Origin of the sequence: Halorubrum salinarum, assembly GCF_013267195.1 — an archaeon.
In the GTDB taxonomy this organism is placed as follows: Archaea; Halobacteriota; Halobacteria; order Halobacteriales; family Haloferacaceae; genus Halorubrum; species Halorubrum salinarum.
In genome coordinates this window covers 113,102-136,942 of the sequence record NZ_CP053942.1, presented here as the reverse complement: position 1 = coordinate 136,942, position 23,841 = coordinate 113,102, and the positions used below count along the sequence as shown (strand labels likewise).

The 23,841-nt window shown below is 54.9% G+C and carries 24 protein-coding genes and 1 pseudogene; 11 read left to right on the top strand and 14 right to left on the bottom strand.

Features of this window, described 5'->3' with window-relative positions:
• Positions 1-229: 229 nt before the first annotated feature.
• The 3 genes and pseudogenes from HPS36_RS15585 to HPS36_RS15575 all read right to left on the bottom strand — a co-directional run.
• Positions 230-1,219: pseudogene (locus HPS36_RS15585) on the bottom strand (transposase); the annotation flags it as partial.
• 148 nt (positions 1,220-1,367) lie between these two features.
• Positions 1,368-1,997: a nitrous oxide reductase accessory protein NosL gene (locus tag HPS36_RS15580; protein ID WP_173230893.1), complete on the bottom strand. Its 630-nt coding sequence runs from the start codon at positions 1,995-1,997 to the stop codon at positions 1,368-1,370.
• Positions 1,998-2,185: 188 nt separating this feature from the next.
• Complete coding sequence (locus HPS36_RS15575; protein ID WP_094494806.1) at positions 2,186-2,545, bottom strand: DUF7471 family protein; 360 nt, start codon at positions 2,543-2,545, stop codon at positions 2,186-2,188.
• A 114-nt stretch (positions 2,546-2,659) separates the two neighbouring features.
• Here HPS36_RS15575 and HPS36_RS15570 point away from each other — a divergent pair, with 114 nt between their 5' ends.
• Together HPS36_RS15570 and HPS36_RS15565 are read left to right on the top strand one after the other, a co-directional pair.
• Complete coding sequence (locus HPS36_RS15570) at positions 2,660-3,163, top strand: winged helix-turn-helix transcriptional regulator (RefSeq protein WP_173230892.1); 504 nt, start codon at positions 2,660-2,662, stop codon at positions 3,161-3,163.
• 96 nt (positions 3,164-3,259) lie between these two features.
• A complete protein-coding gene (locus HPS36_RS15565; RefSeq protein ID WP_137717155.1) occupies positions 3,260-3,946 on the top strand; it encodes an SCO family protein in 687 nt (228 codons plus the stop codon).
• A 101-nt stretch (positions 3,947-4,047) separates the two neighbouring features.
• Here HPS36_RS15565 and HPS36_RS15560 read toward each other — a convergent pair whose 3' ends face one another.
• Positions 4,048-4,848 carry a sulfite exporter TauE/SafE family protein gene (locus tag HPS36_RS15560; protein ID WP_137717156.1) on the bottom strand — a complete coding sequence of 267 codons (801 nt, stop codon included), beginning with the start codon at positions 4,846-4,848 and terminating at the stop codon, positions 4,048-4,050.
• Between the two features lie 182 nt (positions 4,849-5,030).
• Between HPS36_RS15560 and HPS36_RS15555 the strand changes: the two genes are divergently transcribed.
• From HPS36_RS15555 to HPS36_RS15545, 4 genes are all read left to right on the top strand, one after another.
• Entirely contained in the window at positions 5,031-5,327 is a 297-nt protein-coding gene (locus HPS36_RS15555) for a hypothetical protein (protein ID WP_137717157.1), read from the top strand.
• Positions 5,328-5,501: 174 nt separating this feature from the next.
• A complete protein-coding gene (sufB, locus tag HPS36_RS15550) occupies positions 5,502-6,932 on the top strand; it encodes a Fe-S cluster assembly protein SufB (protein ID WP_137717158.1) in 1,431 nt (476 codons plus the stop codon).
• A gap of 4 nt (positions 6,933-6,936) precedes the next feature.
• Positions 6,937-7,077, top strand: a complete 141-nt coding sequence (locus HPS36_RS17100; protein ID WP_432508932.1) for a DUF7563 family protein — start codon at positions 6,937-6,939, stop codon at positions 7,075-7,077.
• Between the two features lie 446 nt (positions 7,078-7,523).
• The gene (locus HPS36_RS15545) at positions 7,524-8,558 is read left to right on the top strand and encodes a transcription initiation factor IIB (protein ID WP_137717159.1); all 1,035 of its coding nucleotides are present in this window, start codon (positions 7,524-7,526) and stop codon (positions 8,556-8,558) included.
• A 558-nt stretch (positions 8,559-9,116) separates the two neighbouring features.
• Here HPS36_RS15545 and HPS36_RS16920 read toward each other — a convergent pair.
• From HPS36_RS16920 to HPS36_RS15500, 10 genes are all read right to left on the bottom strand, one after another.
• A complete protein-coding gene (locus tag HPS36_RS16920) occupies positions 9,117-9,677 on the bottom strand; it encodes a hypothetical protein (RefSeq protein ID WP_235681765.1) in 561 nt (186 codons plus the stop codon).
• The gene (locus HPS36_RS15535) at positions 9,674-10,300 is read right to left on the bottom strand and encodes a DUF7437 domain-containing protein (RefSeq protein WP_173230891.1); all 627 of its coding nucleotides are present in this window, start codon (positions 10,298-10,300) and stop codon (positions 9,674-9,676) included. The genes HPS36_RS16920 and HPS36_RS15535 overlap by 4 nt, the downstream gene beginning before the upstream one ends.
• Positions 10,301-10,542: 242 nt before the next feature.
• A complete protein-coding gene (locus tag HPS36_RS15530) occupies positions 10,543-10,764 on the bottom strand; it encodes a hypothetical protein (protein WP_173230890.1) in 222 nt (73 codons plus the stop codon).
• A 24-nt stretch (positions 10,765-10,788) separates the two neighbouring features.
• Complete coding sequence (locus tag HPS36_RS16915) at positions 10,789-11,208, bottom strand: hypothetical protein (RefSeq protein WP_235681784.1); 420 nt, start codon at positions 11,206-11,208, stop codon at positions 10,789-10,791.
• 15 nt (positions 11,209-11,223) lie between these two features.
• On the bottom strand, positions 11,224-11,619 hold the full coding sequence (locus HPS36_RS15525) for an HVO_A0114 family putative DNA-binding protein (protein WP_173230889.1): 396 nt from the start codon (positions 11,617-11,619) through the stop codon (positions 11,224-11,226).
• A gap of 69 nt (positions 11,620-11,688) precedes the next feature.
• Entirely contained in the window at positions 11,689-11,985 is a 297-nt protein-coding gene (locus tag HPS36_RS15520; RefSeq protein WP_094557124.1) for a toxin-antitoxin system TumE family protein, read from the bottom strand.
• Positions 11,986-12,387: 402 nt separating this feature from the next.
• Entirely contained in the window at positions 12,388-12,669 is a 282-nt protein-coding gene (locus HPS36_RS15515) for a helix-turn-helix transcriptional regulator (protein WP_004599500.1), read from the bottom strand.
• A 1,620-nt stretch (positions 12,670-14,289) separates the two neighbouring features.
• Positions 14,290-14,829 carry a winged helix-turn-helix transcriptional regulator gene (locus HPS36_RS15510; protein ID WP_173230888.1) on the bottom strand — a complete coding sequence of 180 codons (540 nt, stop codon included), beginning with the start codon at positions 14,827-14,829 and terminating at the stop codon, positions 14,290-14,292.
• Positions 14,830-14,871: 42 nt separating this feature from the next.
• The gene (locus HPS36_RS15505; protein WP_137694861.1) at positions 14,872-15,168 is read right to left on the bottom strand and encodes a hypothetical protein; all 297 of its coding nucleotides are present in this window, start codon (positions 15,166-15,168) and stop codon (positions 14,872-14,874) included.
• A gap of 97 nt (positions 15,169-15,265) precedes the next feature.
• A complete protein-coding gene (locus HPS36_RS15500; protein ID WP_137694860.1) occupies positions 15,266-15,904 on the bottom strand; it encodes a PepSY domain-containing protein in 639 nt (212 codons plus the stop codon).
• Positions 15,905-16,471: 567 nt separating this feature from the next.
• Here HPS36_RS15500 and HPS36_RS15495 point away from each other — a divergent pair.
• The 5 genes from HPS36_RS15495 to HPS36_RS15475 all read left to right on the top strand — a co-directional run bounded on the left by HPS36_RS15495 (position 16,472) and on the right by HPS36_RS15475 (position 23,823).
• A complete protein-coding gene (locus tag HPS36_RS15495) occupies positions 16,472-16,684 on the top strand; it encodes a hypothetical protein (protein WP_094520775.1) in 213 nt (70 codons plus the stop codon).
• A 145-nt stretch (positions 16,685-16,829) separates the two neighbouring features.
• Complete coding sequence (locus tag HPS36_RS15490; RefSeq protein WP_173230887.1) at positions 16,830-18,728, top strand: methyl-accepting chemotaxis protein; 1,899 nt, start codon at positions 16,830-16,832, stop codon at positions 18,726-18,728.
• Between the two features lie 200 nt (positions 18,729-18,928).
• Positions 18,929-20,407 carry an ATPase domain-containing protein gene (locus HPS36_RS15485; protein ID WP_173230886.1) on the top strand — a complete coding sequence of 493 codons (1,479 nt, stop codon included), beginning with the start codon at positions 18,929-18,931 and terminating at the stop codon, positions 20,405-20,407.
• Between the two features lie 48 nt (positions 20,408-20,455).
• Positions 20,456-21,997: a PAS domain S-box protein gene (locus HPS36_RS15480; RefSeq protein WP_173230885.1), complete on the top strand. Its 1,542-nt coding sequence runs from the start codon at positions 20,456-20,458 to the stop codon at positions 21,995-21,997.
• A complete protein-coding gene (locus HPS36_RS15475) occupies positions 21,994-23,823 on the top strand; it encodes a PAS domain-containing protein (protein ID WP_137717169.1) in 1,830 nt (609 codons plus the stop codon). The genes HPS36_RS15480 and HPS36_RS15475 overlap by 4 nt, the downstream gene beginning before the upstream one ends.
• Positions 23,824-23,841 lie beyond the last annotated feature (18 nt).

Sequence of the window (23,841 nt, the reverse complement as noted above, 5' to 3'; positions counted from 1 at the left end):
TGAGACGACCAGTCTCAACTTCTGTCGCAGTGTGGAAGTTCACAGTTTCGGAGGATAGGCTAGTTTTGGATCGAATCGCCATCAAGTCGTGGTGATTCTCAGCAGTCGGGGATCGATTTTGAATCCTTACTCTCGAACTACCGGACGAGCGTACGAAATTGTGTGGATTTTAGCGCTGCTGAATACGGTTGTCACTCTTGAGCGGCGGACCCAGCGAGAGCTCAGCCGATTAGTCGTGCGGGATCAACGCCGAGGCAACGAGCTCAACACACTCACCCGCAGCAATCACAGGCGCGTAGTCCATTTCCCCGTCGACACCTGCTTTCAGCAGGAAGTCGGTCAGCCGCCAGATATTGTACAAGAGGACCGCGAACACGAAGTAGAACAGGCGAACACGGTAGTCTTTCGAGGAGGTCTTCGCGAGAAAATCACCTTTGATCGATTTGTACCCACTCTCGATCTGCCACCGGCGGCTGTAGCGCTGACAGAATGTCTCGGCTTCCTCGGGACCGATTCGAAGATTCGTCGCGAAGACGGCCGTTCCCTCTCCACTCGTCGACGGCACGTACAGGAGCCGCATTGGATGCGATCCAGATTCCACATGGACAGAAGCCGACTCAACAGCCACCTCTTGGTCGTCTTCCTCCATTTGTTTGAGTATATCCCGTTCAGAGCTGGAGATCCGCTTGGGAATGAGGTAATTCACATCGAGGTTTGAGAGCGTCTGGAACACTTGTATCGAATCGAACTCTCGGTCACAGAGTACTGTCTCGATCGGAACGTGTCTTTTCGCTCGTCGAACGAGTCGCCGAACAGTACGATGGATCTGATTCGACGGGTTGTCGTCCCATCCAGAACTTTCTCGAACCGGTTCCACGGCAAGAACGAGCGGGATATTCTGTCCGATGATCGAGAGCGTTGCGAACTTGAAGGCCCGACTGTCTCTATCCTTCGTACCGCTGACCATCGACATCCCTTCGACATCCCCGTAATAGGGGATAGTCGTGATGTCGATCGCAGCTGTCACCGGCCGACGGAACGATGCTTCGGATTCGATAACCGAAAGCAGCCGATCGGCCACTCTATCGAATCCATCGATCAGTTCCCCTGGCGCAAACTGTTTGATCGTTCTAAGATGCGTATCGCCGTGTGGACTGCTGTCCGAGCCGTGTCGATACTGAAACCGAGCCGCTCCTTGCGGCGTCCCGCAGTTGACCATTCTTTCGATTCGTTTTCTGAGGTTGCCATCGCGTGTGTAATAGCTACGATTTTGCCGGACAAAAGGCTTCTAGCTCCTGATCAACCGTGTCAGATTCTTTGAGTAGAACCTGTGTGGTTCTCATTATCTCCACTATGAGAAAAGTCAATTAGTTTATCCCAGTCATCTGGATTCCATCAACGAGTGACCGATCGATGTCGTCGTACTCGATCGTCCGTCCGCCGTAATTATCAGCGAACGATTCAGCTTCGCTGGGTTCCGAGAACGGCATGAGATCTGGCCCCATTCCACCCATTACATCCGATTCGATGACGTATGTGAGGCCCGTGGCATCGGCGAATGTATCGGGGGCGGTCGGTGCTGGCATCTTCTTTCGCTCAGTGTCTTCAGGGATCTCCCAATCAACACGGGAGTAGTCCGTGACGTATACCGCGGTCGCCTCCGCGCCGTCAGCTACCAGGTTAAGATGGTACGGGAAGAGGCCATGTGCGAGCGTGTGAAACCAAGCAAGGTTCTCAGTTCCTTCGGAGCCTTGGACGGGGCCCTGTCTGGGCTCGGGTTCTGTATCGGCGTAGAACACCTGCCCATTAGGGCCTCCATGGTCTCCAATGACCATTCCACCTTGGTAATCAGTCTTTTGACCCGACAAATCCACCGGTTCAGAGCTTGATCCAGGGGATCCCCCAACGCAGCCAGCCGTCCCAATTACGGCTCCCAAGCCGACTGTATGAACGACCTGTCGACGCGATACCAAATGCGAGTCAGGTTCAGATTTCATAGCTATAGTTCTTCATATAGAGTCAATACGGTTCTGGTGTGACTGTCGAACGGCGTTTGCCAGAGGACATAAACCACTCACAGGAGGCGTTCGCTCCGGATCAACGAGCGTACAGATCGGTCTGGAGTGGACGATGTCTGGCGCTGATTGGTATGTACTGGGATCGAGCTGGCTAGGACTCAACCAAGCTAGTCGCTTGTGACATCCTCACCAAGCGAACCCGGGGCGTGAGCGTACACGGCGTAGAGGATCATCGCAGCGATCAGGAAGTCAAAGCTGTGTTCGACGAAGTGGTGAACCGGCATCGGAACAGCTCCCAGAACAGTCCCAGCGCCAATCAGTGACCGTAGAACAAGCACCCCAACCGCGGCGCTGATCAGTCGGTACTGGCCGGTCTGGCGGCGTCGATACGCGACGAGGCTCACGACGAAGAGCGCGCTGGTTCCGATTCCGGCACACGCGATGACGGTCAGCAGTACGGGCGACCCCTGAACGGTCAATGGCACGAAAGCCGAGAAGACGGCCCGAACGATGAGCGACGCGATCACGACACTGGCCAGTATGCGTTGGGAGTGATAAGAAGACACGGGGCAAAACGTTCTCATGGGAGGAAAGCCCCCGACAGGTTTTATCTCTCAGCCGATTACAGGCGAATACTCACGATGGCGACGACCAGAGGTCGGGTGCGACGACACGTCCGCGAGACGCCTGGTGTCCACTTCAACCAGGTGACACGCGATCTGGGCATCGCCACCGGACAGGCGCAGTATCATCTCCGACGACTAGTGAACGACGGGGAGTTGATGGTCGAGCGGATCGCTGGTCGGGCTCACTACTTCGATCCCACCTTCGGCCCGTGGGAACGACGCGCGCTCGCGTTCCTTCGACGTGAGACCGCCCGCGAGATCGTACTGCGGCTCCATGCGGACGGTCCTCTTCGCCCGGAAACACTAACCACAGAATTGGATCTCGCGCGGAGCACGGTCTCGTGGCACGTCTCGACCCTCAGCGACGCTGGAATCGTCACGAAATCCGACGACCGCCCGATGACGATCACGCTGACCCGCCCGGACCGCACGGCTGAGTTGCTTGAGGTGGTGTCGCCCTCGCTGCCAGACCGGCTCGTCGACCGGTTCATTCGAAGCGTCGACAGCCTCTTTGAATAAGGAGCTGACTGGCTGGACCCGCCCGGATCGGACGCAAGTGGCGCGTTCGAAGGTCACACCAGATACCTCAAGACCGCGGGACCGATACGCGAACGTATGGACCGACGGAGTTTCTGTAAAACGGCCGGGGTCGCGGGAGTCACCGCCGGCACTGCCGGTTGTCTTGGTGTCCTTGGCAGTAGTGGCGCCGAAGGAACCGTTCTCGGACCGCCGGAGCGAGACCTCAGCGAGGCATCATTCCCGAGCTACGGTGACAACATGCCCGAGTTCACCGTCCCCGACCCGATCCACGGCGAGGAGATATCGACGGCCCAGTTCGAGGGCGAGCGCGCGGTGCTGTGGACGTCATTTTACACCAACTGTCCGGACGGGGTGTGTCCCGCACTCATTCTCCGGCTCCGTCGTGGACAGGAGGCCGCCACCGAGGAGGGATACGGCGACCAAGTCGCGTTTCTCCCCATCACGTTCGATCCCGAGCGCGACACCGCCGAGGCCCTCCGCGAGTACGCTGGCCAGCAGGGGGTCGACCTCGACGCGGGGAACTGGCACTTCCTCCGCCCAGAGACCTACGAGCGGGCCCAAGAGATACACGACGAGCACTTCGGTCTGAAGATCGAGAAGCAACCGGCAGATGACATCGAGAATTTAGAGTATCGCTTCCCGCACTACGGGCTTATCATCCTCGCCAATAAGCAAGGGATCATCGAGCGGGCGTACCCACGGGGCCCGCAAACCGACATCGAACGGCTCGTCGACGACCTCGGACGAGTTGCCACCGCGTGACAGTTCTTGCGTTCCGGGAGGCCAGCTACCGTCGTTTTCCGCATCGTAGTTGTTGATTGGGGCCCGTCGCCGATATCGAGCCAAAAAAGTCCAGTGCTCGGTCAGTGCCCCATCGCGCCCCCGAGGGGCTGGTAATGCGGGAACATCGGATGTGGGAGGTGAACTCCGAGTGCCATCAATCCGTGCGCGAATAGCACGTACCCCAGCACGACGAACACCACGCCGAGCAGCCGATGAACGCGTCGACGGTGGGCAACGTCGATCGACTGGATAATCGTCCCATAGAGGAAGACGGCTGGAATCGTCCCGATACCGAGGGCACCGAGAGCGATTCCCCCGGTAGTCGGAGAGCCACTCGCGAGGGCGAACAGATACGCGGGATACAGCATCGGGCAGGGAAGAAACGCATGAACGGCGCCGAGCCCAACAATACTCGGGCTGTTCACGTGCCGATGGACTCTCGTCGCGAGCCACGACGTAACGCGCTGGACGCCGGGGATTCGAATATCGCCTCCGCTTCCTCCAATCACATATCGAACGCCGGTCGCCACAATGAACCCTCCGACGGCAAGACCGACAACACCTCGCAGGAGGTCGGCGATCGGTGTCAGCTGGTCAGCGGTGACGAACACGACGCTTCCGAGCGCGCCGAAGAGAGTCCCGAGAATTGCGTATGTCGTCGCTCGGCCGACGTTGAACAGGAAGTGCTGGCGAACCTCGTAGGTCGTGAGATGACCGGGACGCCCGTCGTTGGCTGTCACCGCCCCGCCATCGGGCTGCGGCGTCATTTGTTTCGAGTACATCGTCACTAACGGCCCACACATCCCGATACAGTGTGCGCCGCCGAGCACGCCGATGAGAACGAAGAGGACGACGTCAATTCGGAGGAGTGACTCGACCATAGTCATCCTCGGTTGCGTACGGGTTTGTGTCGTCTGGTGTGTCTCTCGAACAAGTCCGGACAGATACCGAGGACGTGCTACTATACGCTAACAAGAGGTCGCACTCGGCTGGAGACGTCCGAAAGCATCTGGCGTGTGGCTTGGCGCAACAATTCTTCAGAGTGGGCGCTAACATACCAACAATGATGGACGAGATCGACATCCCAACCGAGCCGCGGGCTGCGGTCGACGCACTAGCGACTCACCTAACTGCGACCGCAGATCGCCCGGTACCGCCAGCGACAAACCGATGGCTCGGAGAAGCTGAAGCCGTCGCCCGCGATGCTACTAGTGACGATCTTGACACGCAAACCAGACGGAAACGGGTCCGCCAAGTTGCCACACTACTTGAGTCGGCTGACGAAACGGGCGACGTGGTCGCCGACCGCCACATCGAAGCAGCGATCGAGTGCTGTCAAGTCATTCTCGCTAACGAGTGACGGTGACCCTGTTTCTACCGAATGGTCCTCTCGCCACATATTAAATTCTACCGAGTAGAGAAACCGAATTAAACTACACAAAGTTATTCATTTTCGTTAAAGAAACCACTATAAGTTACTAACGAGTGTTCTAACGCACCACACTTATATTCGTAGTCTCTGAAGAATACTTTGATGAGTTCAAAACAAGACGATCTCAAAGAGACGAACACTGAGGCCCGATTCGAGTTCAAGAAGGAGGAGAAGTCCGCCTTCAAAAGCGAGAAGGGTCTCACCGAGGAGACGGTCCGCGTCATCTCGGAGGACAAAGACGAACCCGAGTGGATGCTGGAGCGGCGCCTGCGAGCACTCGAACAGTTTCAAGAGATGCCGATGCCCACCGACTGGCCCGGCCAGCCGGACCTGAGTGAGGTCGACGTCGACGAGATCGTTCCCTACATTCGGCCGGACGTCGACGTTCGTGCCGGCGTCGACGACTGGACGGAACTCCCGGACGACATCAAGGACACCTTCGACAAGCTGGGCATCCCGGAGGCCGAGAAGAACGCGCTCTCCGGTGTCGGCGCCCAGTACGAGTCGGAAGTCGTCTACCAGAACATGCAGGAGCGCTGGGAGGAGAAGGGCGTCATCTTCTGTAATATGGATGAGGCCGTCCAAGAACACGAGGAGCTCGTCCGCGAGCACTTCATGACGAAGTGCGTCCCCCCGAGCGACAACAAGTTTGCCGCTCTTCACGGCGCCATCTGGTCGGGCGGCTCGTTCGTCTACGTCCCCGAAAACACCACCGTCGACATGCCGGTCCAGGCGTACTTCCGGATGAACTCCGAGGGGATGGGTCAGTTCGAGCACACGCTCATCATCGCCGAGGAGGGCTCGGAAGTTCACTACATCGAGGGCTGTTCCGCCCCGAAGTACTCGAAGTTCAACCTCCACTGCGGCGGCGTCGAAGTGTTCGTCGACGAGGACGCACACGTTCAGTACTCGACCGTGCAGAACTGGTCGAAGAACACGTACAACCTGAACACCAAGCGCGCCATCGCCGACAAGGGCGGGCGCATGGAGTGGATCTCCGGCTCGATGGGGTCGAAGGCGACGATGCTGTACCCCTCGACGATCCTGAAGGGCCGCGGCGCCTCCGACAACCACATCACCATCGCCTTCGCGGGCGAGGGCCAGGACATCGACACCGGCGCGAAGGTGTACCACAACGCGCCGGACACCAAGTCCACGGTCGAGTCGAAGTCGATCGCGAAGGACGGCGGCCGCACCAACTACCGGGGCCTCGTCCACATCGCGGACGGCGCCGAGAACTCCTCAACCGCCGTGGAGTGTGACGCGCTGATGTTCGACAACGAGTCGACGTCGGACACGATGCCGTACATGGAGATCAACGAGTCGAAGGTTGACGTCGCCCACGAGGCCACCGTTGGGAAGATCGGCGACGAGGACATCTTCTACCTCCAGTCGCGCGGTCTCGACGACGACGACGCCAAACAGATGATCGTTTCGGGCTTCATCGAGCCCATCACGGAGGAGCTGCCGATCGAGTACGCCGTCGAGCTCAACCGGCTCGTCGAGCTCGAGATGGAGGGTTCGCTGGGGTGATCTGATGCCGGAGTGCGCCCACTGCGGAGCACACGTCTCACAACAGTTTGTGACCGTGTTCGGGTTAGACGGTGGTGACGTAGTTGCCTGTCCAGCATGTTCCGGTCGGGCACACATCGCAGAGACGATCGTGGATCGATACTAGTCTCAGACCATGGAACACTGCTTTGCGTGTGAGACCGATTACGGGTACCTCGGAACGGCCCCGCACGAAGGGTCCTGTCCAGCCTGCGGCTCGACCGCTGTCACTCCTGCAGGCGACCTCAGCGTCGTCGACACGACAACATGGGAGAGCGCGAACGGGCTCTCAACGGTCCACGTGACGGCGACTGACAACCGATCACGCCGGTTTGAATTTGTCATTGCGGCGCGGCGGGGACGAGGGAAACTCGTCTGCCTCGCGATCGACGGAGTGACAGTACCCACCGAGACAGTGTGGTCAGTTCCATCTGCCGTTGCTACGAGAGTCACCGCGCACGGTATCAGGATCAGCGACTCGACGCCGGCTCAGAGCCCACAATGAACGGTACTGGCCAGGCACACAGTCGAACGCGTCTGTTCTGCCCCGGTCACGAGAGGTGATTCGACTTGATGAACAAGCGCACTAACGAAGAGCGACCGGACACAGTTTCCCGCAAAAGCGGTACTGATGCGCCCTCGTCAAGCGCAGCCGGCGATTGTCAGTCTGTTACCGACTCCGTTTCGGAGGAGAATGAGGACGAACGGCACAGTCAGACTACGTGTCCGGAGTGTCACGGACGACTTCGTCGAGCCGATGATGACGTTGATGCGGTCTGTGACGACTGTGGACTCGTCGTTTCAGACGCGACGCTTGATACGAACATCAAACTGTACACGCCGGACGGCACCGGCGATCAGGACTCTCGCGTCGGGCCATCGAGCACGAACCTCTTACACGATAAGGGGTTATCGACGGTGATCGGGTGGCAAGACACCGACGCGAAGGGGAACGCGCTGTCGGGAGAACGGCGACAACAGATGCGTCGCCTTCGACGATGGGATGAGCGCTTCCGACGACGCTCATCGGCGGATAGGAATCTCATGCATGCGCTCGGTGAGATCGACCGCATGGCTTCCGCGCTCGGCGTGCCCGAAAGCACCCGAGAGACGGCAGGCGTCATCTACCGTCGCGCACTTGCGGACGGACTCCTTCCGGGTCGAGCCGTTGAAAGCGTCGCCACTGCGGTGCTGTACGCGGCGAGTCGCATGGATGACGTCCCGCGCTCTATCGACGAGGTTTCAACAGTGAGCCGCGTCGAACAAATTCGCGTTGAGCGGGCATATCGACACGTCTCACGTGAACTCGGGTTAGAAATTCCACCAACAGATCCTCGTTCGTTCATCGGGCGGATTGCGTCGGACGTGGAGTGTACGGACGCGACAGAGCGAGAGGCACGACGTCTCGCCGGAATAGCGGTTGAAAACGGTGTTCACAGCGGGAAACATCCGGTAGGCATCGCCGCAGGGGCACTGTACGCGGCTGCCAAACAGTGCGATGAGTCTCTCCGACAAGCAGATATCGCTCATGCTACGGACGTAAGCGAGATGACGATACGGAACCGGTATCCTGAGATTTTGGCCGCAACAGATACCGAGGATGAATAGGCACAGTGAGTAGTTGACTTTTGCTTGAGTAGGTTCGAATTGGACAGTATCGATCAAGGATTGTTTTGCTCTGTTGGATCGCATAACTGTGTCCGGACCAAGATATCACAAAAGGCGGAAAAATCATTTTTCGCCGTCGACAGCATAGATCAACCTCCTACGACATCTGCTGCCTTACTTCTCTTCCAAATGTGTGTTTCAGAAGCCCTCAACGGCGATACAGTTTCGATCTTGTTTTCACCTAGTCCTAACACATTCTGCGGATTTAATGAAAAACAGAAAGAGAAGCTAGAGTGAGTATATTATTCCAGATACTTAAGTAGAAAATAGAAGGCACGCATCAAATCTATCCTCCGAGATTATGCGGAGCGGTGGTATGGTGAGGTCGTTAACTTAACGGATCTCATCTCATAACCGCGCAAGGAGGGCAGCCCCAACGGGGAAGGGAACGTTATGATTCTCTGTCGAACTGTACCGAAAGGTCGACCGCGGGACGATCTCACGGTGGAAGATCCAACGGACTATCAGAAACGGAAGGGCAGCAGAGCAACAAGGGTGTTACTGTATCTCTTCTAATACCTCTGGCCCCCTCAGTATCCGGAAGAATTGCTCGTACTCCGTCTCACTGACTACTTGGGATAGTGCGCGCTCTGCGTTCCTGTCGTCGATGATCAGCCCCACGGAATTGTGACCCTCAGACACCCGGATTTGAACAAGATTACCGGCGAATTTGGCGTCCGTTTTCGGGAGTTCATCTTCTCGCTCCTGTTCGAGCTTGGCTAATTCTCCGTGTGCTTCGTCAACCATCTCGCTCACGGTCGGGCCGTCACGGATTCGCGCACCGTAATCCGGCTCTGGAAGGGCAACAATCCAGTCCTGGTTACGTATTGGATCAAGCCAATCGTTGACACCGTAGGGACCAGCCCATTCCTTGTCCAACTCCTTGACTACTCCAGTGGAGACGTACAACTGCTTATCATTCGACTGAATGTAGTTGATTAGCTGTCGCCGTTCTGGAGTAGATCGCCCGATTCCACCCAAGACGCTCGAGTCAACGAGGAGTGCATCCGGGAGCGGGTAGAGGGGTGAAGAGTCAACTAATTTCGGTCGATCGCTCATTCCTGCTCAAACACGTACGGAGTGTTTCGAATCTTCCGATCATGTACGTCGTGTTCGAAGGAATCATCGATGAGCCCTGCTTTGACAAATAGGGCAATAATCGGCTCCAGCGCCTGCGTGATGCTGATAGCCTCGATCTCATCAACATTGAGGCGGTCTGCTGCTCCACGACGAGTCACCTCGCCACTGAGGTATGCCCGTGTCTGCTCAACCGCCATCAGCAGCTTCGCCTTGCCGTGCCGATCAACGAAGAGTTCGATCTCACTGACCTCGCCGCTTGCACCGTAAGCGGCGATCGTAAGCGGGTCAAACAGTATCCGCGTCTCTCCCTCCCCAACGGGGAGAAATAGTGAATCAGTCCGGAGCTGGCTCTCTTTCCCGCTACTGACATCCTCGACAATGTCTAAGTTTTTGAGCTTTCCAACCCGCATTGAGGTTGTACTTCCGGCAAGATCGAGTCTACGCTCGATACTGCTGTTCGTAGTAGGCTGATTCAGCAGGATGTCAGTATAGACTCTGGCGATGTCGGGATTCACCAGTATCTCTGAGGCTGCGATAAAGGAGCGTGCGGTGCCCTCTTTCGAGCCGTTCTCGTCCGCAGCCGGGGCGTTTGTTACCACCATCGTAATTCATGATACGTGAACCGAGAACTAATATCTTGTGGCAGTCGTTTCGGACTGTATGGAGGCTCCGAGAAATTGTTCTTAGATAACCAATTTGTAGATACTGGTATTCGTATTCACGCCCTGAGAGAGTATTTCACTCAAATGAATTAATCTTAACCTTAATCTTAAGATTAGTCAGACAGCTTCCTCCAGACAAACGGCTGCTAGCCGGGTACTAGGGCGGTGTCGCTGTTTCGTGGTCACCACCCAGTGACCATGTCCCAGAGGTGGGCGACGTCAACGACACCGAGGATAATCCCAGCCAGTAGCCACACATCAAGTAACGATGTAAGATCAAAGATCGGGCCAGAAACTGCGAGCTCGAAGGCCGACACCAAACTCGTCAATTCAAGCAAGAGCACCCCAAAGATGGCCCAGAGTACAGTCGCACCAGCGGCGATGAGAAGCTTGCTCTCGCTCATCCTAGACGCCCTAGCGACACCCAGCTACTGTCCATCGTACCAGGGAGGCGCACCGAACGCATCGGCGTAGCAGTCTGGGTGACACGGCTGCTTGCGGTTATCTGGCCATGCCCGGTCGAGTGGAACCTGCTCGCCGCAGAGCCCACACTCGGCGGTGTGGCCTGCCTGACGAGCGTCTGGTGAGAGATTCCGCGACTCAGTGTAGAGCTCGTGGAGCGCCCACGGAGTGAGACGAACGGCGACACGCTCGGCCGGATTGGGATCCTCGTCCGACGTTGCAGCCGAGAGCGTAAGCACCCAGTCGTCACCGGGCTCACCGTCGGTCGCTGGCCCGAGGGCAATCGTCCCTGCGTGGTCGTCGTCGACGTAGTACCACTTTGCGTTGCGGTCGACATGGTAGTGACCACCGGGGCGCGGATCCTCGGGATCGACGTCGTCGCCTATTGTGTGCTCGTTGGGTCAGGCGTTCGCCTTCGGGCCCTGTCCGGACTTACTCGTGAGCGGGAGGTCCGCGTCGATCTCGTCGTACCACACAACTGGGCGCTTTGCTCGGCCATTTTCCTCGAGTTCGACGAGGCCGTAGTCAGCCAGTTCGTTCACGTTCTCGAGGACCTCTGGCGGGTTCCGGTCAACGAGGCGTGCGAGCTCGCGGATGCTCCCCGGCTCGTGTTCGACGATCGCCTCCAAGAGCTCAAGGTTGGTCGAGCGGAAAACGCGGCCGAACGTTTCGAGGTTCTCGATCGACAGCGTCGGCTCGCTGGGGTCAACGTCCTCGCCAGCGTCGATCGCTTCGAGACGCTCTTCGAGATCACTACGGTCGGCGGACTTGATCTGAACGTGGAGTGTCTGGGTCATGGGTGGGGTGTAGGGCTGTGGGTCGGAATTAGTCGCGGGTCTGTACGTTGGTCACCGTAGTTGATCGGGCTACCAGTCGTCGCGCTTCTCTTCTGGGAGTGCCGCCCGCCAGGCGCGGAAGATCTCCGCAAGGCCGGGGTAGTCGATCTCGAAGGTCTCACCGCCGAGGTGGAGTTCGTGGACGCCGTGGTGGTTGTCGAACCGGATGATCGGATCATCTGCGCCGGCTTCGCCGTAGTGGTAGGCGTACTTGATCCCGTCCTCGAACCGGTCTGAGGTCGGGACCGAAAGCACGCGTACCCTCGCAACGGTGCCGTCGGCGTAGGCTTCAATCTCGTCTTCAAGTACGGTGACATCATCGCTCATCCACACACGTGTAGACGCACCCTGTTCCGATAAGTGTTAGGAAAAACCCTAACAATAGCAAAGCAACAGATAGTACCCATGACGGCAACATCGAGCGATCGCTCTGTCAGCGGTGAGGCTATACTCAGATGTGGCTAGTGCCGTACTACTCGTCGTCGGAGTCGTCATCGACGAGACCTAGAAAACTGTCCGTTGCCTGTCTGAGCTACTGCCCGGCTGATGCCCTTCTCGAACAGATTCCAAGTATAGCTCGGCAATTGGAACGATATGAGTTAATCTTAACCTTAACTGTAATATTAATCTAAAACACTCTTTCTACGATGCCTAGTGATCCTAAGTGGATCTCTCGCGAGAAGAGCGCGAAATACTAGAGTCAAACAGTCCTCGAACACAGCGGTTCGCTCACCCGTCGTGGTCAATATACCCGGCTTCCCATTCAGTCCGAGCTTCGATTTCTCTAGTGCCCCGGCGAGTAGTGCTGTACTCGTTGGTCCGTCGGTCGCGCTGACTCTTTTCGATGAGTCCCTTCTCAACGAGCGTGTCGAGGTTGGGATAGAGCCGCCCATGATGGATTTCCTTTTCGTAGTAGTCCTCGAGCTCGTCTTTGATCGCAAGTCCGTGGGGGTCATCAAGTCCGGCAACTACGTACAGCAGATCGCGCTGAAAGCCAGTGAGATCGTACATGTCGCAATCTACTCATTCGAGTTTTGAAATACTACTGATCTGGGCCTGTATAGAGCGAAGGAATTCGTCACTCTCCTCGTGGGTCACCAACCGGTATTTCACCATATTCTGGACATGAGACCCATCCCTGTCCAAATGCCCCACCCATCCCTTGGTCCGGGTTCCATTCGTGTTCATCCCCACAATGTGGACATTCTACCAGTGGAGGGTCAATCTCCAGTGCCTCTTGCTGGATGAAATGATTTCCTTGGTAAGAATCACAGTGCTGACAGACGTTCCCCCAGACTTTCTTGCTGAGAGTATTGCTGTAGACCCGTTCAACAGGGGTTTGGTAATTCGCTAATATATCTCCGAGGGGAGTATCAAGATGGTCTCCTCGTGGCCAGACCACAGGCGTTTGCTCGCCACACTGCCAGCATTCTGTTTCCCACGTCAGCAATTTCTGGCGATCAACTGGGAGATCGTCTGGAAGCATGATAGCAAATCCCACTCTGATTGACTATTTGATTCTTTGTCTCTGGATGTGTTAGAATCCGGTATTCTACTTCCACTCGCGTCGAATGTATGCTTCTCGGCCCCCCAGCCGGACCGGTGGAGACGGTCGCGCTCGTGACCGCGCTCGGACCCTCCTAGACCTCGGCTTTGCCCTGACGTCGGCCGCCACACCGACCCTCGTGGTTTCCAGCCTCACCGTCGGAATGCGCCTCGGCGAACGCGTGAGCGAACGACTCCAGCGCGAGGTCGTTCACGCCCTCCTCGCGATCATCGGGAGCCAGCTGATCTTCGGTGGCGCGAGAGTCGCCTAGCCGGTACCGCTGGTCGCCGACAACCCCTATCGACACGTACACAACGATATAGACGCCTCATGATACCACATACCAGCCGCTATATCCGATTCGCGAGACATGACCATATGGCTCGCCATCTTCCGGAATTGTCCGCAGTCGAGACGCGACAACCGACGAACCAATTGTCGGCGTTGAGCCGAACTCGATCTATCGCTGGGTGAAGCGAGCTGGCGAGCGACGCTACGCAGCGACCGGTGACGAGGGATGGACTTACCTAGACGTTCACGACCTCCGGCGTACTTGGGGCGGTCATCTGCTATGGGACTGCGGTGTTCTTCCTGCCGTCGTGATGAGTTGAGGCGTCTGGGAAGACTGGGAGACGTTCCGGAACCACTACCTCGGAGAAATGAGTCCAGCAGCTGCCGAGCGAGAGCGGAAGAAGATCTCGTATGTTACGGGCGATGTCGGGTCCGACCCGGGTGTAGATCCGGTTTTCGAGCCGACGGTTCAATCGAGTTCTCTATACTGATTTCTAGGCCTAATCGTAGGCCAATTTGTAGATGGCTCTTGCCCAACCTGGCGAAACAACTATTCGATATGTGACATAGGCTGCTACTAATTGCTGAATATAGAGGGTGTGGTCAGCACGGGAACTGCGTCTCTTCTATCTGAATGCTAAATCAACCGATAGAATTCGCTTGCGTGTTGGCTGCCGGAAGCTCTGTGATTTTAACGTATGTTCCGGTGACCATGCTGGGGATACATGTATCTGTTAGGTAGTGGTGTAAGAATGAAGTATATTTTTAATTAGTTTGTACTTCAGATCGCGGAGTTAACCCCAGAAATCCAGCACATTATCGACTGCTCTGTCAACGAAACTTTCCTGATATCGTACGAGGAGTTGCATCGTCAATTCCTCGTCGGCAACAGTGTAGAGCGTCGTTCGGCCATCTCGAACCTCGGAGATAATCTCCTCTTCAACGAGGCGTGACACGTGCCAAGAAACCGTCGCTGGTGCCACGCCGACCTCTTCGGCGATTGCCCCATTTCGGGCCGTCTCCTCTTGTATCAAGAACAACAAGACATGGCGGGTCGTCTCGTATCGGAGGGACGACAGTATCTCTCGCTCTTCACTATCGAGTTCCTCGGCAACGAACAACCGACGTTTACCCTGATGGTCCTCGCTCATGAGCACGTCATAGTTTTCGAGCGTGTCGAGATGGTGTTGTAAAAGCCCGGTCTCCATATCGAGTTGGCGCTTCGCTTGGCTGAAGTGAACACCCGGGTTTGCTTTGACGTATTCGAAGATTTCCTTTCGCGTCTCTAGCTCAAGGATGTCTTCCTCGCCGTCTTGAGGTCGGCGTCTAACCATCTGCGTTTCGTCTCTGTGAGCCGGGTGTGGCGCGTGGGGATGTCATCGTGGCTGCCAGTCGAAGCGCCAGACTACTGTCGATAACAAGAGGAGTGCAATCCCGAGTGCAAACAGGCTCGTGAGCAACTCGAAGTGTGGGATACCTTCCTCGAAGAACTCGTCACCGACCTCTAACATGAGATCGGTTGCGAGTAGCGCTGCGAGCAGCGCAAGGACCAGAATACGACGGACCCGAGTGCGATAGTAGGCGAACGCGGTAATAAGAACCACGATCATCGTCACTAAGAGCGTAAGAGCCCGGATGAACGTTTCCGGTTCAAACAATTCAATCTCCGTCATATAATGAAATTGGGTGTGGGGGCTATCTAATTATTTGCCACGGTGGTCACACGTGACCGTTAGTTCTGACGGTCATATTATTGACCGACATCACAGTTTATTCGTCGTCGCTGTCTTCGTACTCATCTTCGTCGTCCATCTCTTCGTCTTCCCGCTCATCTTCGTCGGCTTCGCTCTCAGTTTCGAGGACCGTACCATCGTCTGCGTGGACGGCAACTTCAGTTTCTGAGCCGTTTGCCGTCACGAGTTCGACTTCGTAGACGGGTGCGCCATCCTCGGTTTCGAGTTCAACTTCGTCAACAGTTCCGTTGGCTTCGGCAGTTGCGATATCAATTGCTTCTTGCTCAGAAAGTGTGACGTTACTCTCCGAGATCGAGTCTTCGTCCATCTCCTCGTCTTCGCTCTCAGTTTCGAGGACCGTGCCATCGTCTGCGTGGACAGCAACTTCGGTCTCTGAGCCGCTTGTCGTCACGAGCTTGATTTCGTAGACAGGTACGCCGTCTTCGTTTTCAAGTTCAACTTCATTAACAGTCCCATTAGCTTCGGCAGTTGCGATATCAATTGCTTCTTGCTCAGAAAGTGTGACGTTACTCTCTGGAATTGAGTCGTCGTCATCAACGTCCGATACGAGTGATGATCCACTCCCTTGCGCGAATGCTACCCCGCTGCCGACAACGGCGAGCAAGGCGATTGCAACAACGGCACCTCCGATTATTTTCCGACTGTTAGATTTCATCAGTTTCGTAGCCTCACTACGACTATACGGGACCACGTGTAAAGTGTCGTTTGGTATATGAGTCTAGCAGTGGTACACGCCTCTAACAACTTATTGCATCTGGTGTCTGTAGATCATCGTAATCGCTCTACCAGTCACTTGTTCTCCGATAATAGACATATTTGTTAATCTGGGACGTACATGAGGCACAGCGCAAGTTGGTCCGACAGCATTATCAATAGATTGAGTCTGTTGAATCTGTTATAAAATCAACTCGTGATAACGGCCTCCAGAGAGATTCCAAAAGGTGCCGAGTGTAAGTCAAACACAGGCAATATACGGACTGTACTGAGCGATCACTCTCTCCCGTAGACCAACCTCGGTTCGTACCACATTCGCTCCCTCTATACAGCACGAGCGGAATTAACTCCACAGTCGCTGTCAGTAACCACATGACCGATAGAGTGGATTCACCGGCCCGAATGGAGTAATAAAAGTAAATAACAGTTGTTGTGGAAGGGTAGAAAGCTTATAAAAATAGTGAGAAATGTGGTAAAGTTCATATATTAAATTCCCTGATATGCGAATATGGGAGTAGATTCATATGAGCATATAGATACGATGCTCAAGAGCGTTCAAGAAGACGTGACGGATCCAGAGCTAAGATTCAAATTACGTACCGCACGTCAATTGTGCGGTATGATGAAAGAACATTATGTAGCGGGGCAAAAAGCGATTGAAAGAGCTGACATAGATGAAAAAACGCTTGAATCGCTCCGTGAATTAGGGTATCTGGACTGAGTGGAACGCTGTAGAAGACTTGCGCTCCCTATTCAGCAAATCGCTGAGGACATATCACCGGTTAAGGATTTCAACAGCGCAGAGGTTTCTCAAAAGCGATAACTTGGCGAGAGCGATTAAATAGGAGGTCGCGCCGTAGCGATGTATGGGCCTGACAGACACAGAATCGCCACTTCAGCAGTACATAGAGAACACACCGAATGGCACGGAGATTCCTGACGAGACGTTCGGCCGGCGGCACATCGGTGTGTTGGCGTTCACGCTCGCTTTCGTTCCGTTTGTTTTCGGCGTCAGTCGGATGACCGGCATGGAGTCGATCACTGGTGCTGAATTGCCAGTGATTCCGATGCTACACTCCATTGTCGGCACTAGCATCGTCTTAGGATTGGTGGTGATAGCCGCACTACCGGTACTCCCTCGCAGAACCAGAGCCGCCACGGGCGCTGTCGCGTTCATGGTACAGGCGTCAGTGCTGGCCTACTTTACTGGAGGATTCATCGAGGCACACTTCCTCTACTTTGTGGGAGTCGGGCTTGTCGCACTCTATGAAGACTGGGTACCGTTCGCGATCACAATCGGCTATGTCGCCATCCAACACAGCGTGTTCGGGCTCTTAGAGTGGTTCACCGTCTACAATCACCCGGCAGCAATGGCCAACCCGGTCGTTTGGGGTGGGATACACGCTGTTGGCGTGTTGATGCTTGCGGGGACAATCACGTTCCTCTGGCAATCGCTCGCGATTCAGCGACAACAGGCCCGCGAGAAGGTCCAAGAGAAACTAGAAGAAGCAAAGCAAGCAAGAGATCGTGCCAAAGAGAAGGAAGTAGAGGCGGCCGAACAGCGCGAAGAGATGCAGGAACTTAACGCGGAACTCGAGCAGGCCGCTACCGACTACCAGTCGGTCATGGTTGAGTGCGCAGCCGGTGATTTCACCCGCCGACTCGACACCGACGTGAGCAACGAGGCGATGGTGAAGATCGCCACCACGTTCAACGATATGGTAGAGGATCTTGAGCTGACGTTCGCGCAGATTCAAAACTTCGCAGATGAGGTCGCGTCCGCGAGTGAAGACGTGAGTGCATCGACGGCAGAGACGCAGCGTGCGAGCGAGCAAGTCGCGGACTCTATCCAAGCGATTGCGGCAGACGCGGATACACAGCATGGGCAGAGCCGAGAGGCATCGGACGAGATGCAGAATCTTTCCGGAACCGTTGAAGAGGTTGCGTCCTCAGCGGATGAAGTTGCCACAGCTTCTCAGGATGCCGTTGAACTCAGCAATAGCGGTCAAGCGGCCGCGACAGAGGCGATTGATGAGATGGAGGATATCGAGTCGCAGTCTGAGCAGACGGTCGAGCAGGTCAACACGCTCGCGGACGAACTTGAGGAAATCGGAGATGTTGTTGAGTTGATCGAGGATATTGCTGAACAGACGAACCTGCTTGCGCTGAATGCCTCGATAGAAGCGGCTCGTGCCGGTGAGGCCGGGTCCGGGTTCGCTGTAGTGGCAGACGAAGTGAAAGAGCTTGCAGAGGAGACAGCGGAGGCGGTTGATGACGTTACCGAGCGGATTGAACGTGTACAGTCTACCTCTGGTGAAGCCGTTGGGGATATGGAGTTAATGCAGGAACAGGTTCGTTCGGGCGCAGACACGGTTGAGTCGGCTCTCGCTGCGCTCGATGAGATCACGACCACTGTCGAAGGCGTGAATGATGGTATTCAGGAGATTAGTGACGCAACAGACAGCCAAGCTGCCTCTACGGAAGAGGTCGTAAGCATCGTCGAGGAGGTCGCTAACGCGGCAAATGAGGTGAACAGCGAGTCCGATAATGTTTCCGCAGCAGCCGAAGAACAAACGTCGTCGCTTGCGGAGGTCTCTCAGAATGCAGACAATCTCAAAGAACGAGCGGGGAAGCTTCAAGACCGCCTCAGCGGGTTCACTATTGATGCGGACCCTAACCGGGTTAGCGATATAGCGGGTGAACATGTCGGAGCGCAGGTGGGTAATTCGGTCAAGGTAGTAGGTGATGGTGGCAATACAGAGTGACAGTCATCTTGCCGGCTCTGTTGACATTCTATTTTCAAATATATAATATAGATCTGTACCCTCCGGGCACCAGATTCGAGATAAGTCTAGTGTGGATCTCTAGAACGGAGATCAGTAGATCATGTAGTATTTCACAAAAGGTGATACTAGAACACGGTCACAGCAACAAACTACTTGAATACTAAGGGTAATATGCTATTATGACAGGTCAGCGATTGTCCACGGGTATTAGTGGGTTAGACGATATATTAGACGGCGGTCTTATTCACCCGCGAAACGTGCTTATACGCGGGTCGCCTGGTTCAGGGAAGACAATTTTCGGTTTACATTTTCTTTCGACGGGGATAGACGCCGGCGAGACATCTCTGTACGTCAACATGGGTGAGCCGCAGGCGTACGTTGAAGAAACCGCTGATGCATTCGATCTTCATACCGAGCAAATTCACTTCCATAATATTTCGCCGACAGAAGAACAGTTCTCAGAGCGTAACTCTTACACTGTCTTTGAGTCAGCGGAAGTTGAACAGCCGGATTTTATTGCGGAACTCCGTGAGAAGATTGATGAGATTGAACCAGATCGCGTGTTACTGGACCCAATCACAGAATTCAGGCATCTTACAACTGACGAGCGGCAATTCCGGTCTGGAATCCTTGGTCTCCTTGATTATCTCAAAGAAATTGGCGCGATGGGCATGTTAACGTCTCAAGCTGGGGGGCCAATCAAAGACGATGATATCCAATTTCTTGTTGATACTGTCATTTCTCTTGATGTAACTTCTGAGAGCCGGATGGTCACTGTCTCTAAGTTCCGAGGGTCATCGTTCCGACGTGGAGATCATTTCTACGATATTTCTACAGCGGGACTGGAAGTTTGGCCGGAGCTCGTACCCGATACGCAGAAACAAGCGATCGACGCAGAACCGCTGTCGTCTGGCGTGGACGAACTCGATGAGTTGCTCTATGGCGGCTTAGATCAGGGCACGATAACAATGCTTAGTGGGCCAACCGGTGTCGGCAAGACGACGACTGGGCTTCAGTTTCTCATTCAAGCAGCACTTGCGGGCAAACAGAGCGTATTATTCCAGTTCGAAGAAGCAGAATGGACCATTCGTGATCGCGCAAAAGCAATTGGGCTTCCACTTCAGGCTGCGCTGGAAGGCGGTGAACTCTCTATTGTTGAGGTCTCTCCCGATGAGTACACGGTTGGTGAATTTGAGCAACTCCTCCGGGAGGCCGTTACCGACGGGACTGAGGTTGTAATGATTGATGGGTCACAAGGCTTCCAAGAGAATCTCCGTGGACTTGCCGACACGACGGGTGCGTTGGTGCGGATTGGCCGGTTCCTGCGGGCTGCTGGTGTCACCACTCTCCTGGTTAATGAAGTCCACAATATCACCGGGGACTTCCAAGCGTCTGAAGAGCGGACGAGCAATCTTGCCGATAATATTGTGTTCCTGCGCCACGTTGAGTACCGTGGCGAGATGCGGAAAGTGATTGGGACACTGAAAATGCGAACGAGCGACTTCGAACGCAGCCTTCGCGAACTTGAGATTACGGCCGACGGGATACGCGTCGGGGAGCCTCTCCCACAACTTCGGGGCATTCTCACTGGGACGCCTGACTGGAACGAGGATACTGGCGGCACTAGTCGCGATGTGGCTGACACCGACCAATCGTAGCCCTCGCGTGATATAGGCACCAAATACGAGCCCACACGATCAAACCTCATGTCCACGAACGAACAGCAGCCATATCAAGAGACAGCCGACGAAGCAAAGCGCGTCTTGCTGCTGGTTAGTGACCAAGGGAACCGACGTGTCCTCACAGAGTGGCTAACCAAACATGACCAATATACGATTGTTGAGAGCGTAGATATCGCTGAGGCGGCGTTCGACTGCTGTCTCGTCGACAAGACAGCCCTCAATGAGCACCGCTCGGAACTGCTCACACGAAAGCAACATGAGCAGGTTGTGCTGCCGTACCTGTTGTTGGTCCCTGAGGCAAAGCACCGCCAGATCTGTAATCGTCTCCGCGAGACACACCCGGAGCTGTGGGATGCTATCGATGGGCTGATCGATATGCCACTCGCAGAACACAGACTTGGCGAACAACTAGAGATGGCTCTCCGCCTGCGAGACCAGTCGACTGTCGCGTTCAACCGACGTGAGCAACTCCGCCAAATCCGCGACCGACACGCCGGTCACGGAGTATTGATCACCGACGTCGACGGAACAATTGAGTACGTCAATAGAGGTTTTGAGTCACAATCAGGGTATACAAGTGAGGAAGTCGTCGGAAATACCCCGCGGATGCTCAAATCTGGTGAACATGATGAGGCGTTCTATGAAGAGCTGTGGAAGACTATCACCGCCGGTGAGACGTGGCATGGCACGGTTGTCAACAGACGCAAAGACGGCGAGAGGTATATTGTCCAACAAACAATTGCTCCGGTTGAAAACCCAAATAGTGATATCACACAGTTCATCGCCGTTAATCACGAAATTACTGATCTCCGAGATCTCCAAGAACGTCTTCGTGAGCAACGTGAGCAACTCGACGTGTTGAACAGAGTTCTCCGTCATGATATCCGAAATGATATGAACGTCATTGTTTCGTGGGGAGAAATGCTTGAAAATGAGCTCTCTTCGGACGGTAAAGAGAAACTTGACCGGGTCCTCCGGGCAGGAAATCATGTTATCGAACTCACAAACGTTGCCCGTGACCTATCAGCACTCATTCACGGTGATGAAACGCCAGATCTCAAGCCGATCTCACTTCGACAACTCCTCACTGAAGAACTCGAAAAGCGTCGGGAGACGTTTTCCGACGCAGAAATTACGATGCCAGACCCACCCGATCAAGAAACGCGGGTACTGGCAAATGAGTTGCTCTCGTCAGTGTTTCGGAACCTTGTCAACAATGCGGTCCAACACAATCAAAGACCAGATCCGAAGGTAGTCATCACCGTTGAAGAGATGGATGACACCGTCCGTGTCAGAGTGGCTGACAACGGACCAGGAATTCCAGCCGACGTCCGAAAAGATCTGTTTCAAGAAGGTCAGAAGGGACTAGAGAGCGGGGGGACCGGAATGGGTTTGTTCCTCGTTGATAATCTTCTTGAGAGTTACGATGGAAAAGTCTGGATCGCGGATTGCAGTGAGGATGAATTGCCCAGAGAAGCAACTGAGACGGATCAACCTGGCGTAGCCTTTGTTGTTGAGTTACAGACGACTGAGGCTACAAACAATAGCGAGGGGGGCGATCGATGAACGATACACTTTCTGTAAATGACTTCTCTGATGATGTTACTGACCAAGCGGCCTTGTTCCCTTTACTCTCTGATAAAGGAGATCGGCGGCTGATTGTTGAGTGGATTGAATCCCACGATAGCTACACGCTTGTCGATCCTGACCAGCCAGTCGAAACAGCGACATTCGATTGTTGTATCGTTGATGGGGAGATGTTACAGACGCATGCTGAAACGCTCCGAGCTCGGAAACGAAAGGCTGAGCCCGCTCTCTTGCCATGCCTTCTGCTCATTCCGGGAGCAGACCTCTCCGTTATTGAAACCGATCGTGGTGAGATTGCCGACAGCGTTGTGTTCGAAACCGCTGACGAAGTGGTTTCGATGCCGATCAAAAAGGCTGAATTAGAATGGCGGGTAGAGGCACTTACGAGGCTGCGAACCCAATCACTGCGTCTCAAAAAACGGACGGAGACGCTGGAACTATTCAAACAAGCGGTTGAATCCTCTGGTCACGCCATCTGGATGTCCGACGCGACAGGAACGATCAAGTACGTCAACTCAGAGTTCGAATCGATTACGGGTTACAGTCGGACTGAAGCTGTCGGTGAGTCACCAGAGCTTATCAGTTCTGGAGCGATGACCGACGACTACTACAGTGATCTTTGGGAGACGATCACCGCTGGCGACACGTGGCATGAAGAAATTACAAACCAACGACGAGACGGCTCCCAGTACGTCGCAGATCAAACTATCGCGCCAATTGTCGAAGATGGTGAGCCGAAAGCCTTCGTCGCAGTCCAAAGAGATATCACCGAGCGCAAAGAGATTGAGCAACGGCTCTCCTTATATCGTGATATTGTTGAGCGGCTTGAGGATCCAATTATGCTCCAGAGCTGTGAGGGAGAGTTTCGACTGGTTAACGACGCACTGTGCTCGTTTGCCGGGCTCTCAAGGGATGAATTACTCGGCGATGGTGAATACGAGTTTATGGACGCAGCCACTGCCACAGAGATTGCCCGGCAGAAACAGCGTGTAATCGAGACCGAACAGCCAGTCGAATACAGTGTTGAGCCGACGTTCACACATACTGACAAGGAGGCGGTCTTCTACACGAGCCGGTACCCCTACTATGAGGATGGAGAACTCACAGGCACAGTTGCGATCTGTCGGGATGTCACCAATCTCGACAAGCGGACGCGACAGTTGAAAGTCTTCGACAATATTTTGCGCCATAATATTCGCAACGATGTGAATGTAATCCGTGGTCGAGGCAAGCAGCTTCAAGATGAACTCGATGGTGACCTCAAGGCTGCTGCCGATGTTATTGTTGAGCGAGCTAACGGCCTGTTGACGACGAGCGAGAAGTCACGAAAGATTACTGACGGCCTCAGTGATCCACGCGACCCGGCCCCGGTAGACCTCGGACAGGTAGTTCGAAATCTTGCGGAAGAGACGGGTCAAAAATGGTCTAACGCAAGTATCGATGTTTCGGCCCCGGCTCAACTTGTTGTCTCTGCGTCTGACTCGATTGATACCGCTATCGAAGAGCTACTGATTAACGCTGTAGTCCACAACGACAGCGACGAACCACGTGTATCTGTTGACCTTACTGTTGACAGTTCATGGGGTATCCTCCGCGTGCGAGACAATGGTCCGGGTATTCCGGAGTTTGACAGAAACGTTCTTGAATCGGGCGGTGCTATCGAGACACTCTCTCACGGCAGCGGACTCGGATTGTGGCTCGTCTATTGGACCATCACTCACTCTGGCGGAAAGATTCGTGTTGACGACCGCGAGCAAGGTGGGACCGAGATTACGATTAGGCTCCCGTTAGCAGCTGAGAAGTGACTTCTTCTACTCCTTTAA

Excerpts from the sequence above, each read along its gene's own strand:
- HPS36_RS15580 (WP_173230893.1), bottom strand. The coding sequence starts at position 1,997 with ATGAAATCTGAACCTGACTCGCATTTGGTATCGCGTCGACAGGTCGTT.
- HPS36_RS15570 (WP_173230892.1), top strand. The coding sequence starts at position 2,660 with ATGGCGACGACCAGAGGTCGGGTGCGACGACACGTCCGCGAGACGCCT.
- HPS36_RS15565 (WP_137717155.1), top strand. The coding sequence starts at position 3,260 with ATGGACCGACGGAGTTTCTGTAAAACGGCCGGGGTCGCGGGAGTCACC.
- HPS36_RS15560 (WP_137717156.1), bottom strand. The coding sequence starts at position 4,848 with ATGGTCGAGTCACTCCTCCGAATTGACGTCGTCCTCTTCGTTCTCATC.
- HPS36_RS15555 (WP_137717157.1), top strand. The coding sequence starts at position 5,031 with ATGATGGACGAGATCGACATCCCAACCGAGCCGCGGGCTGCGGTCGAC.
- sufB (WP_137717158.1), top strand. The coding sequence starts at position 5,502 with ATGAGTTCAAAACAAGACGATCTCAAAGAGACGAACACTGAGGCCCGA.
- HPS36_RS17100 (WP_432508932.1), top strand. The coding sequence starts at position 6,937 with ATGCCGGAGTGCGCCCACTGCGGAGCACACGTCTCACAACAGTTTGTG.
- HPS36_RS15545 (WP_137717159.1), top strand. The coding sequence starts at position 7,524 with ATGAACAAGCGCACTAACGAAGAGCGACCGGACACAGTTTCCCGCAAA.
- HPS36_RS16920 (WP_235681765.1), bottom strand. The coding sequence starts at position 9,677 with ATGAGCGATCGACCGAAATTAGTTGACTCTTCACCCCTCTACCCGCTC.
- HPS36_RS15535 (WP_173230891.1), bottom strand. The coding sequence starts at position 10,300 with ATGGTGGTAACAAACGCCCCGGCTGCGGACGAGAACGGCTCGAAAGAG.
- HPS36_RS15530 (WP_173230890.1), bottom strand. The coding sequence starts at position 10,764 with ATGAGCGAGAGCAAGCTTCTCATCGCCGCTGGTGCGACTGTACTCTGG.
- HPS36_RS15525 (WP_173230889.1), bottom strand. The coding sequence starts at position 11,619 with ATGACCCAGACACTCCACGTTCAGATCAAGTCCGCCGACCGTAGTGAT.
- HPS36_RS15520 (WP_094557124.1), bottom strand. The coding sequence starts at position 11,985 with ATGAGCGATGATGTCACCGTACTTGAAGACGAGATTGAAGCCTACGCC.
- HPS36_RS15515 (WP_004599500.1), bottom strand. The coding sequence starts at position 12,669 with ATGTACGATCTCACTGGCTTTCAGCGCGATCTGCTGTACGTAGTTGCC.
- HPS36_RS15510 (WP_173230888.1), bottom strand. The coding sequence starts at position 14,829 with ATGGTTAGACGCCGACCTCAAGACGGCGAGGAAGACATCCTTGAGCTA.
- HPS36_RS15505 (WP_137694861.1), bottom strand. The coding sequence starts at position 15,168 with ATGACGGAGATTGAATTGTTTGAACCGGAAACGTTCATCCGGGCTCTT.
- HPS36_RS15500 (WP_137694860.1), bottom strand. The coding sequence starts at position 15,904 with ATGAAATCTAACAGTCGGAAAATAATCGGAGGTGCCGTTGTTGCAATC.
- HPS36_RS15495 (WP_094520775.1), top strand. The coding sequence starts at position 16,472 with ATGGGAGTAGATTCATATGAGCATATAGATACGATGCTCAAGAGCGTT.
- HPS36_RS15490 (WP_173230887.1), top strand. The coding sequence starts at position 16,830 with ATGGGCCTGACAGACACAGAATCGCCACTTCAGCAGTACATAGAGAAC.
- HPS36_RS15485 (WP_173230886.1), top strand. The coding sequence starts at position 18,929 with ATGACAGGTCAGCGATTGTCCACGGGTATTAGTGGGTTAGACGATATA.
- HPS36_RS15480 (WP_173230885.1), top strand. The coding sequence starts at position 20,456 with ATGTCCACGAACGAACAGCAGCCATATCAAGAGACAGCCGACGAAGCA.
- HPS36_RS15475 (WP_137717169.1), top strand. The coding sequence starts at position 21,994 with ATGAACGATACACTTTCTGTAAATGACTTCTCTGATGATGTTACTGAC.